Below are 11,466 nucleotides of genomic sequence, written 5' to 3'. Positions count from 1 at the left end.
ATCAATTCTTTTGCTGTATCCTGTCCTTGTGCTTTACTCATCTTGCTGCAAAAAAAATACTTTCTCCTAAATCCCCCAATTTTTCAACATGATCCCCAATCCCGCGCCTGAACAGCATTTCAGAAAGTGATAAAAATAAACAAGGCATCCGCAAACTAGCGGATGCCTTGTCCAATTTCGTCGGGTGGACTGGATTCGAACCAGCGACCCCTTGCACCCCATACAAGTGCGCTACCGGGCTGCGCCACCACCCGAACTTTCAGTGTATCATGCTAAACTTCGCTTTTCAGCTGATTTTCAGCACATCTACGCTGCTTTTGGGGTTGCAAATTTACATAAAAAATTGATTCCGTGAAAAATATGGGGTAAAATGATAAAAAATTTTATTTCTCTTTCTCTATCGGCTCATTGGCTAAAAAATCCGGATGGCTACTTGCCCAATCATCTAAATTGCGTTTTAATGACCGTAAAGTTGCGAAGATGATAAGCGACAACACTATTCCCAGCACCAATCCTACCCAAAGGAACAGAATAAAAGTCACCACTATCGCATATACACAATAGCCAACTTTCCTGTAATGTGATTCATACAAATCATAGTTCCCAATACACAACTTGTATGCAATAACACTTGACCAAAGCAAAAGCGACCAGGAAATGATACCTAAAAAGAAAGAGATGGCTGTTGTTTCACCATTTTCAATAAAAAATGCACCAAGAACACTTATTAAAAGACCAATGGTGCATAAAACGATGGATATAGCAGACGCGATTTTAAGGGTTTGTTTTTGAAACATATCCGCAAAATATAAAACACCTTTTAATATTGCAAGCAGTCAATGTCCGTGTTGTTTTGCCAATAACTGTGCAGTTTTGGGCCATAAACGTGTAGAGAATTTACCACTACACAGTGCACAACCCTGGCCAAAAAATTGCCATGCATATACAAAAGTTATATCATGAAAAAGATAACCAGAATTGTGGCCGTGTTGTTTATGCTGAGCTTCCCCGTTGCCATGTACGCACAGGATTCACCATCAACAGTGAAAAAGACAGGCAAAGCAATAAAAAAAGGCGCTAAAAAAGTGGGTCATAAAACGGCCGAAGTAGCATCAAAAAGTAAAGCCGCCGTTACCGATGAAAAACATAAAGATAAAGTGGGCCCCGGCGGACAAACCATTTACATAGACAATCACTCAAAATACTATTGGGTCGATGATAAAGGCCGCCGTCATTATGTAACCGAAGCCGATCTGAAAGACAAACCTAAAGATTAAATAAAACCACAAAGCATGATCCCGGCCATTGGCCGGGATCATTTTAAATTATTTCCAAAACCGCCACCATTTTTTGCCGGTGGCAGATTCACCACCCGGATTTCTTTCTTCCTTCTCAGTAAAAGCAGAGGCGCTGGTGTTATTTGAAGAATTATAGATCACATTTTCTTCAAGCTTTACAGTAACATTTACCGTTCTGCCCGTTTAGCCAATTGCTCATAGTTACTTTCTTCTGTCAAAAGTCTTGTTTTCACATAGTCTATCGGGTTGCCCTCGATCATTAACACACTCATTTGTGTTTTCTCACCATTCTGCAAAATTAAAAATGGCGCTATGTTGCTGTCCATATCGTGTCTGAGAAAAATGCCCCGGTCAACCGCAAACATAGCCAGTTCGCGTAGCCGGTCGTTGGAGCTAAAAATGTTCTTTATTTAAGGGTCTTTATGAACCACTCCATGGCATGAGTGACGTAAGATAGTAAACGCGGTCAGCAAATCAAATATGTTAGCACTTTTTAAAATGGCGGTTTGGCAGCCAAACATCCCATGAGAAGAAGGCCTTCGCAAAGGTTCGCCCGGCGCCACCGCTTACAGTGCTCATCGAAAGAAATAAAAGGCTCCATGTTCAGCCTGGCCGATTATAAAGCCAAATACGTTTTGCTCAATTTTTGGGCCTCCTGGTGTGCTCCCTGCCGCAAAGACAACCCGCACCCGTTGTCGTTGTATTCAAAATATTTAAAAAAAGCTTGAGATAATCGGCATTTCAGACGATGACGACAAACCCGAAGCCTGGCAAAAAGCAGTGGAGAAAGAGGAGACAGATGTATGGAATCATGTTTTACGCGGTTTTATAGACCCCAAGGACGTGATCGTTGGCCGTTTTGGTGGGGAAGAGCAGGAAATGCGTAATAACTGATTTAAGGCACCAGGCCAGCAGGGCATACCACCACCTTTGATATAGCGGCTATTAAAAAAGACTATGAAGCTAAACTGGCTGCTTCGGCTAGGTCGGGGAATGAAGTGAGCGCGATCTTTAAAGCCGTTTAGGGATACCGCTACCGTCAGAGATTTCAAAAAAGCGTTTGAGCAGGTTGATGAGGGTATTAAAAAAGTGCCCTTCTTCAATCTGATACAGAAAGCGGGAAAATTCAGAATCATACTCAATAATTTCCCAGGGCGGAAGCCCGGGCTTTTGCAAAAGAGTTGAAAGAAGGAGAGAACAAGTTGGTTATAGAAGCAGATAAAAAAGCCATCGCCGCTGCAAAGGAAGAAGTAAAAGATCCCAAATTTACCGGCCGGATATTGGCCGGTGTGTAATTGGTACAGGCCTTTTCTTTGACCCGATAACGGTACCGGTATTCGTTCATTTTTGTGCTAACCAATTCACTAAAAGAAACATACTTAAGATGTTGCTGAACGATAGTACAACAAAATTATCACCCTAACTGCTAACGGCATAGATGTACGGATATACCAAAAACAACCGTGGCAATTTAATTGCATAGTAACCTTGCGTTCTTTATCATAAACTGTTCTAAATAAACCAAAAGGGGAAATAGTTCCACTATCAATAACATGAAAATTATTAACCAAAACACCTTTATTTGATATTGATTTTTTGTTTTTATTAGATAAATATTTATAAATTTGATGAAGCTCTCAGCATGGTATTAAATCGTTAGATGAGATACCCACACTCCCGGTAGATTGAATGTTTAGCATCGGAATGCAACTCTGAACAACCAAAATAACTAAATCAACAGTATTATTATCAATCCATCTTCCTTGCTATACTCTATCTATCCATTATTCTAGTTAATACTATACTTTCTCATCCAATTATCCATTATTAGTAGCATCTTAAGCATCTAAATCCTCTTGCTTTGGATTTATGATCAACCTTCCCCTATGTCCCTTATAAGACCCTTTCCTTTGCATTAGTTCCGTGGCTATAATTATACTCTTGCCACGATCCGTTATCTACATTATAGCTTTAAATTTTTAAAACGTGATCTGTTAATGGGATTATGATCGGCGAAGCCGTGTACACCGAACAGCATATTCGCTGGTCATGTAAGTGGTATGTGACCTGATAGCGGTATAACTTAATTGACTTAAAGCAAATAAATGATAATCATGCTCAAAATAGTTGTTTAATAATTTAAATATTTCTATATTGAATCAACATTTACCAATCATCCACTGAATAATAACCTGCGCACCGCACTTTATAAATAAGCTCTTATAGAACAAGTCCGGTTCATTTAGATGCACGCAGACTCCAAAAGTGGTATTAACGGCCACCCGCAGCCGTGCTTATTTATAAATCCAATTACATTCTATTCATTGATGTACGAAATATTTTTCGTGCAAACGTGAGTCTTTTGTTTAGTACCGAACTACCCCTCCTCAAAATCCACTATCTCACTGTAATTCCATCTATCCAATAACCAACTACATACTGTACACCCTTTTTAAATAAAACCGACTAAAAACTGGGATTATGATCGGCGAAGCCATACCTCAAAGCAAAACTGACCCTAAACTGGCAAAAAAGTGGTACGCCCTTTACACACATGCCAAATGGGAAAAAAAAGTAGCATCCATTTTCACCAAAAAGAACATAGAGAATTATTGTCCCCTCAACAAAGTACTGCGCCAATGGAGCGATCGTAAAAAAATTGTTTATGAACCTTTATTTACCTGCTATGTGTTTGCCCACGTCTCCGAAAAAGAACGGATAAGTGTATTACAAACCGATGGCGTTCTTAATTATGTTAGCTGGCAGGGCAAACCAGCCGTTATTCGCGACTCAGAAATTGAGGCCATAAAGAATTTCCTGCTCGAACATTCAAACGTAACACTGGAAAAGCTTCACATCGATGTTAACGACAGGGTACGCATAACACATGGCGCCTTTATGGAACATGAAGGCACCGTTATGGAAGTACTGGGTAAAACCGTTAGAGTAGCATTACCATCGCTGGGTTATATCTTATCAGCTGAAATTTCCAAATCGCATGTAGAGTTAGTTGACAGCAGCACCAGGGGAACCTTTTGATACTTATTCCTACATTTTAATAAATATTACCGTGAAACTTACATGCAAAAGAAATAATGGCCCCTGGCTATTTACCATGCTGTTATTTGTAGTTGTGCTTGCCTCCTGCACCAATATGAAAAAGGTGGCATATATTAATAATATCAGCGATACCGAGATCAAAAACGCCATTACTACACTGGAACCAGTAATTCAAAAGAACGATCTCCTTAGCATCACCATTAGCAGCCCGAATGCAACTGCCAGTCAGCCCTTTAACACAGTAGTAACCGTTTCCAGCTCAACACTGGGTTATACAGCAACACAGGCAGCGGGTTACCTGGTTGATCAGGATGGCTATATCGATCTACCTATGCTGGGCCGCATAAAAGCCGCAGGGCTTACAAAACTTGCCCTGAAAGACAATATCACCAAAGTGATCGTTGATAATAAATACCTGTTGTACCCGGTAGTAAATGTTCGCTACCTAAATTTCAAAGTTACCGTGCTGGGTGAGGTAGCCAAACCCACCGTGGTCAATGTGCCTGATGAAAAAATAAACATACTCGAAGCCCTCGGATTCGCGGGCGACCTAACTATTTATGCAAGAAGAGATAACGTTGCACTAATACGCGAAGAACAGGGAAAACGCATAGTAAAAAGGATCGATCTGAATTCAGGTAACTTACTTTCGTCGCCGTTTTATTATCTCCAGTCGGGCGATATTATTTATGTAGAACCGAATAAAGCAAAGGTTTCTGCCGCAAGCAATACGCGCGGATGGCTTCCTGTTGTTTTAAGTGGACTCGGGTTAGTTGTAATACTTGCTGATCGTTTAACAAATTAATTATGCAAACAAACAAAAAGACCGGCAGTGAAATGAATATCATTTCAGTTGTCACCAACTGGTACCTGCCATACTGGCCTTTATTCCTTATACTGCTGGTATTAGGATTGGCCATAGCATGGGCTTACCTCAAGTATTTTTCTGTTCCCACATATGAAACGCATGCTACCATAATGGTAAAAGACGAGAAAAAAGGGGTTGATGAATCGGGAGTTTTGGAAGCACTACAAATTTATCCCACCAAAAACATTGTGGAGAATGAAATAGAGGTTATTCACTCCCGCAAACTGATGGAAAAAGTGATTGAGCAATTACACTTATACGCTCCCATATATGAAGACGCCGGCAATAAAGGAAAACTAACACCCACTTCAGCCTACACCAGCTCACCCATTACCATTATTTCCCGCAACCCCGATGAGTTGAAAGAAACGGGCGATAGTGACGTATACTTTTTGGTAAACTATTTTGCAAACAACAATGCGGGTGAGTTTAAAGAACTTAACAAGCTTAAGGTAAAAGATGTAGTTATAAAAAACAAAACATACCCCATTGACCAATGGGTTACCACTCCTTATGGCGAATTGAAGTTTGTAGAAAATCAAAAACAGGTTGATACGCCGGGCGGACAAATGTATTTCCAGCTTGTTAAACCTAAGAACATGGCGCCCAGCATAATTGCCGGCCTTGAGGTAAAGCCGGCCAGTAAACTTTCTTCAACCATGGACCTCACCCTTCGCGACGAAGTACCACAAAGGGGAGAAGATATCTTAAACAAACTGTTGCTTGTTTATAACAGGTTATCAATTGAAGAAAAGAAGGGAACAGCCGCCAACACCCTCGATTTTATTGAGAACAGGCTGGTTAAGGTGGAAAGGGAAATGGATTCAATAGAACAAAAGATCCAAAATTTCAGAACTGAAAAAGGCGTGGTTGACCTGAGCGCCCAAAGCCGCCAATACCTCGATAATGTAGGTAACAATGATCGCAAAATGGCCGATCTCAGTATGCAACTGGCCTCATTGAATGAAATGGAGCGTTTTGTAAATTCAAAAGATAATAGAGCCGACATGTTGCCCTCGGCTATTGGCATTACAGACCCTGTGCTTACAGATATGATGGGCAAACTCTACAACGCCAAAGTAGAATATGAAAAAATGATGAAGTCAACCGGTGAAAACAATCCTTTTGCCCTGGCAACAGCTAAAGAAATTGAACAGCTTCGTCCGCTGATATTGGATAAGTTAAAATCCCAGCGTATGAACCTGCAGGCCTCAAAGGACGATCTGGCTTCAATAAGTGGTGGTTATAACTCCATGCTACGCACCATTCCCCAAAAGGAAAGGGAACTAATGACCATCAGCCGTGAGCAGGCTACTAAAAAAAGTATCTACAACTACCTGCTCGAAAAACGCGAACAATCGGCCCTGGCAAGTTCATCAGCCATCAGCGATAGTAAGATCGTTGATATGGCCAATACCTCACCCGAACCGGTATCACCCAAAAAAATGCTGGTATATCTGGCAACGCTGGTAGTAACAATGGGCCTGGGAATTGGGCTGGTTTCAGCTAAAGAAATGCTCAACAAAAAGATCCTGTTCAGGTCAGAAATAGAAGGGTTAACGGTAGTGCCCGTTATTGCAGAAATTTCGGCCAATAAAGAAAATGAATCTCTGTTAAAGACCGGCTCAAAAACGTCTGTAGTGGCCGAACAATTCCGCCACCTGCGGGCCGCCCTGGGACTTATTAGCCGCCAGAGAGACATGAAAATAAAACGGATCCTTATCACCTCCAGCATTTCTTCGGAAGGAAAAACATATATAAGCACCAACCTGTCTCGCAGCCTGGCCCTGGCCGGCAATAAAGTGGTACTGGTTGACCTTGATATACGCAAGCCCAAAACATCATCTATAATGGGCGTGGTTGACAAACCGGGTGTAGCCGAATTCCTTGAAGGCGATAAAAAGCCCGAAGAGATCATTGGCAGAACCATGGATGAGAATTTGTATATTATAAGCGCCGGGAACGGACAGGATAATGCCAGGGAACTGATCTTAGGCGGCAAACTCAAAACGCTTGTCGCATACCTTACCGAAAAATTCGATTACGTGATACTCGATGCGTCGCCCATTGACCCGGTTTCAGACTCTTACATCTTCTCTGAATTCTGCGACCTCACGTTGTTTGTTATGCGCCACAACCGTACGCCAAAGATCATGGTCCAAATGCTCGACGATAACAACAAGTTCAAAGCATTGAAAAATCCGCATATCGTATTCAATGGCATCAGGTCACGAGGTATTATGAAAGGCATGTATGGTTATAGTTACGGCTACGGTTACGAGAACGTATACCGCGAAAAACAACGCAGAAGATCGAAGTTGCAAAGCGTATAACATCACATTACAATAAAACGGGTTTATGAAAATTCTTGTTACCGGTAGCGCAGGCTTTATTGGCTACTTTCTCACCAAAAAACTGGTAGAACGTGGTGACGAAGTAGTAGGCCTCGATAACATTAACGAATACTACGATGTGAATTTAAAATTAGACCGTCTTGCAGAAAACGGCATCGAAAGGCGTGGCATGAGATGGAATGTTATGATTAAAAGCCATAAATATTCCAATTACCGGTTCATTAAAATGAACCTGGAAGATAAGAACGAGTTACTTAATCTTTTTAGAAGGGAAAAGTTTGACATGGTAGCCCACCTGGCAGCACAGGCAGGAGTGCGATATTCACTAACAAACCCCGATGTGTATATACAATCGAATGTGAATGGCTTCCTGAATATTTTAGAAGCCTGCCGCCAAAACAAAATACGCCACCTGGTTTACGCCAGTTCATCGAGTGTATATGGATTAAATGAACAGATGCCGTTCTCAGTTCAACATAATACCAGCCATCCCGTATCCTTATACGCGGCAACAAAAAAATCGAATGAATTAATGGCGCATGTATACAGCCATTTATTCAATATACCTACTACGGGCTTACGCTTCTTTACTGTATATGGTCCCTGGGGCCGGCCAGATATGGCTTATTTCCTTTTCGCCGACGCTATTATGAAAGAACAGCCTATTGTAGTATATAACCAGGGCAAAATGAAACGCGATTTCACTTATATAGATGATATAGTTGAAGGTTTTGTTCATGTGCTCGATGAGCCTGCCACACCCGATGTTACGTGGAGTGGCACCGAACCCAACCCTGCAGCGTCACCAGCTCCCTGGCGCATTTATAATATAGGAAACGACAACCCGGTTGAATTAATGGACTTCGTAAAAGAAATAGAGACCAATTGCGGCAAAAAAGCAATTATAGAAATGAAAGAGCAGGAGAGGAGCGATGTACATACCACCTGGGCCGATATAAATGAACTGGTAAATAACTTCAACTACAAGCCCACAACAACCGTTCAAACCGGTTTATACAATTTCGTTCAATGGTTCAAGGAATATTATGGCATTAAGGAATTTGCTATGAACCCCGTAAACGTGAATAACGCCTTTTAATTACACAGCAAATGATTGAAAAACCAATAATAAAGAAACCCTCTGAAGATATTGGTGGGAAGAAGCACAAGGCGGAAGCCAAGGAGAATCTGAAACAACGTGCCTATTTGAACACTTTATCAAGTATGTTGGACTACGCAGCCAACCGGCTCACCGGTTTGTTTGTAAATCCATTCGTCATTGCCGGACTGGGCACATCATTATTTGGCATTTGGCAAATGCTAGGTCAATTCACCGGGTATGTGAACATTGCCGATACCCGGTCATCACAAGTACTGAAATGGACAGTGGCGCAAAAAAAGGACGTAGCTACTCCAGATGAATTAAGAAGTGAGGCAGGGGCTGCCTTTGCGGTAATGTTTTTACTGATGCCGGTCCTATTGATTGCCGGCAGCGTTATCGCCTGGTATTCGCCCTACATCACACACGCTGAAAAAGCACATTACATGTTGATAAGGATCACCTGTGTGCTGCTGATCTTTTCAGTACTTGTTTTCAAGATCTTCGAATTATTTGAAGCCATACTCAGGGGTATGAACCTCACCTTTAAACGCATGGGCAGGCGGGCAGGGATCGTTGTACTGGGCGGAGGTTTAAAAGTGCTGGCGCTTATCTGGGGCTTTGGTCTTATAGGACTTGCGTTTGTTCATTTATTGGAAACCCTGGCTATTGGTTTATCATTCTATTGGGTAGTTAAAAAAAATGTAGGCTGGTTTGGAATAAACAGGCCAAACCGCGCAAACATCCTGAGGTTTGGAAAACTAAGCGCCTGGTACCTGGCCGATGCGGGCGCCAATATGGTAAACACCAATAGCGACAAGCTGTTACTTGGTATTATCACAGGCCCTGTTTCTGTTGCTTACTATACTCTCACCAAATTCATTCCCGCCGCTTTACAGGGGCTTATAAACAGGCTGATACTGGGCATTATGCCAGGCGTTGGAAAACTTATTGGCCTAAAGGAATTTGAAAAAGTAAATCATGTAAGAAAGAACATCAACCGACTTTCTTTATTGCTCACTACTGCATTTGGTACTACAGTGATCTTATTTAACCAGTCGTTCCTGAATTTTTGGGTGGGAAAAGAACATTTTGCGGGCCATACGGTCAATACGCTCATCATGGTAATGACCATACAGGATACTTTCGTACGTAACGATGCCTGTATCATCAGCGCCACACTTGATATAAAGAGAAAAGTTTTTCTTACCCTTATTGCAGGTGTATTGTTTGCAGGCACGGGAGCATTATTAATATACAAAATGGGAATAACCGGACTTTGCATAAGCATGATGATAAGCAGGTTATTTTTATTTATAGGTCAACGGAGAGTACTTACATCACTCATTAAAACCGAAACAAGGGCAGCATCTGCTTCCAGCCTCAGGCCTTTTGTTACCACCCTGGCCATGCTTGGCGCAGCACTTTGGCTGGCAACAAACACAGGAGCCGTGGGCATTTATCAACTCATTATTCTGGCGCCGGCTGCTTTCGGAATTTCATTACTGCTGTTTTACTTTTTGGGTTTGAACAGCGAAGACAGACACGATTTTCAAAAGATCTTTTCTTCCATCAAGTTCTTTAAATCTGACGGCGGCTTCAGTAAAAACTAAACCTTTCACCGATGAAACTTCTGTTTGTTGCACCCCGTTACCACACCAATCAGGTACAACTGATCAAAAAACTATTGGAAAAAAAGCACGAGATCTCTTTTCATGTTGCCAGTATAGGACATACCGAAGATCACAGCCTGCTTACACCGGTGCAATTCAAACAAAGCAAACTATCGGTATTTTTTGAATCATTTTTAAAAGGTGCAGTAAGCCAGTATTATTTTCCTGCACCATACAGTTACTGGAAAGCCTTCAAACAACACAAACCCGACATTATCATCATCCGCGATCCGTATAAAATGTTTTCAATGATGGCAGCCTTTTATGCGCTGCTCACAAAAACCCGCATTGTGTTTTATACCCAGGAACCTCTAAGCCGACCCAGGAGCTGGAAAACGCGGTTAAAACAAAAAATGACCATCGGGTTCTTTAAAGCAGCCTGGATGACGCCTATCGTAAGCGACAATACACGCGCAAAAAGCGAACACCTGAAACATATGTATTACGTTCCATTACCGGTGAACGTAACCTCAGAAGAACACTTATGTAACCTTAATACAGAAGAGGGGCCCAAAATATTAATGGTAGGCAAGTATCACCAGGAAAGAAAAAAACACCTGCTGTTCATACAGGCCTTGAACAACTTAAAAAGCAAATACCGGTTCACCGCCACCATAGTTGGCGAATGCGCCACCAGAGAACAGCAAAATAATTTCAATTTTCTCAACCAGCAGGCAGCTCAATTTGGCATGAGCAATCAAATTGAGTTCAAACAGAATGTGCCTTATAAACAAATGGCCGATCTGTATACATTGCACCACATTTTTGTATTGCCTGCCATCAATGAACAATACGGCGTTTCGGTAAATGAGGCCCTGGGATATGGGTTACCGGTGATTTGCACCGATACCTGTGGCGCCAAGTTCAATATCAATAACGGGCATAACGGTTTTGTAGTTAAATCAGATAGTCTCGACGATCTGACCGCTTCACTGGAAAAAATGATCTCCGATTACCAGCAGCTTACACAAATGCGGCAGCGATCGTTACAATATGCCAGGGAAAATTTGTCGGCCGATGTTTTTTATTCAAAGTTTACTAACCTGGCCCGTGAACGTTTTGCCATTTCAATGAACCTGGCCACACTTTTAGCTATCGTATTACTTTAAACCAA

The 11,466-nt window shown here is 41.8% G+C and carries 9 protein-coding genes and 1 tRNA gene; 8 read left to right on the top strand and 2 right to left on the bottom strand.

The annotated features are described in order from the left end of the window. Window positions 1-180: 180 nt before the first annotated feature. Both GGD38_RS36735 and GGD38_RS36730 read right to left on the bottom strand, forming a co-directional pair. Window positions 181-254, bottom strand: a tRNA-Pro gene (locus tag GGD38_RS36735). Between the two features lie 129 nt (window positions 255-383). Further along, window positions 384-797, bottom strand: a complete 414-nt coding sequence (locus GGD38_RS36730; protein WP_375301119.1) for a hypothetical protein — start codon at window positions 795-797, stop codon at window positions 384-386. Window positions 798-959: 162 nt separating this feature from the next. Here GGD38_RS36730 and GGD38_RS36725 point away from each other — a divergent pair, with 162 nt between their 5' ends. The 8 genes from GGD38_RS36725 to GGD38_RS36690 all read left to right on the top strand — a co-directional run bounded on the left by GGD38_RS36725 (window position 960) and on the right by GGD38_RS36690 (window position 11,461). Further along, window positions 960-1,277 (top strand): hypothetical protein, encoded by a 318-nt coding sequence (locus GGD38_RS36725; protein WP_375301118.1) that lies wholly within the window; start codon window positions 960-962, stop codon window positions 1,275-1,277. 527 nt (window positions 1,278-1,804) lie between these two features. After that, window positions 1,805-2,026 carry a TlpA disulfide reductase family protein gene (locus GGD38_RS36720; RefSeq protein ID WP_375301117.1) on the top strand — a complete coding sequence of 74 codons (222 nt, stop codon included), beginning with the start codon at window positions 1,805-1,807 and terminating at the stop codon, window positions 2,024-2,026. Between the two features lie 1,753 nt (window positions 2,027-3,779). Continuing rightward, a complete protein-coding gene (locus GGD38_RS36715) occupies window positions 3,780-4,337 on the top strand; it encodes a UpxY family transcription antiterminator (protein ID WP_375301116.1) in 558 nt (185 codons plus the stop codon). A 31-nt stretch (window positions 4,338-4,368) separates the two neighbouring features. Continuing rightward, a complete protein-coding gene (locus tag GGD38_RS36710) occupies window positions 4,369-5,163 on the top strand; it encodes a polysaccharide biosynthesis/export family protein (RefSeq protein ID WP_375301115.1) in 795 nt (264 codons plus the stop codon). Between the two features lie 2 nt (window positions 5,164-5,165). Next, window positions 5,166-7,559 (top strand): GumC family protein, encoded by a 2,394-nt coding sequence (locus GGD38_RS36705; RefSeq protein ID WP_375301114.1) that lies wholly within the window; start codon window positions 5,166-5,168, stop codon window positions 7,557-7,559. Window positions 7,560-7,584: 25 nt separating this feature from the next. Continuing rightward, entirely contained in the window at window positions 7,585-8,679 is a 1,095-nt protein-coding gene (locus GGD38_RS36700; protein WP_375303965.1) for an NAD-dependent epimerase, read from the top strand. Between the two features lie 11 nt (window positions 8,680-8,690). After that, window positions 8,691-10,292 (top strand): lipopolysaccharide biosynthesis protein, encoded by a 1,602-nt coding sequence (locus GGD38_RS36695; protein ID WP_375301111.1) that lies wholly within the window; start codon window positions 8,691-8,693, stop codon window positions 10,290-10,292. An 11-nt stretch (window positions 10,293-10,303) separates the two neighbouring features. Then, complete coding sequence (locus GGD38_RS36690; RefSeq protein WP_375301110.1) at window positions 10,304-11,461, top strand: glycosyltransferase family 4 protein; 1,158 nt, start codon at window positions 10,304-10,306, stop codon at window positions 11,459-11,461. The last annotated feature ends 5 nt before the right edge of the window (window positions 11,462-11,466 follow it).

Source organism: Niastella sp. OAS944, from assembly GCA_024809215.1.
Lineage (GTDB): Bacteria > Bacteroidota > Bacteroidia > Chitinophagales > Chitinophagaceae > Niastella.
Note: the sequence above shows the minus strand (reverse complement) of the source record. Positions and strands in the feature narration are given on the sequence as shown.

Excerpts from the sequence above, each read along its gene's own strand:
- GGD38_RS36730 (WP_375301119.1), bottom strand. The coding sequence starts at position 797 with ATGTTTCAAAAACAAACCCTTAAAATCGCGTCTGCTATATCCATCGTT.
- GGD38_RS36725 (WP_375301118.1), top strand. The coding sequence starts at position 960 with ATGAAAAAGATAACCAGAATTGTGGCCGTGTTGTTTATGCTGAGCTTC.
- GGD38_RS36715 (WP_375301116.1), top strand. The coding sequence starts at position 3,780 with ATGATCGGCGAAGCCATACCTCAAAGCAAAACTGACCCTAAACTGGCA.
- GGD38_RS36705 (WP_375301114.1), top strand. The coding sequence starts at position 5,166 with ATGCAAACAAACAAAAAGACCGGCAGTGAAATGAATATCATTTCAGTT.
- GGD38_RS36700 (WP_375303965.1), top strand. The coding sequence starts at position 7,585 with ATGAAAATTCTTGTTACCGGTAGCGCAGGCTTTATTGGCTACTTTCTC.
- GGD38_RS36695 (WP_375301111.1), top strand. The coding sequence starts at position 8,691 with ATGATTGAAAAACCAATAATAAAGAAACCCTCTGAAGATATTGGTGGG.
- GGD38_RS36690 (WP_375301110.1), top strand. The coding sequence starts at position 10,304 with ATGAAACTTCTGTTTGTTGCACCCCGTTACCACACCAATCAGGTACAA.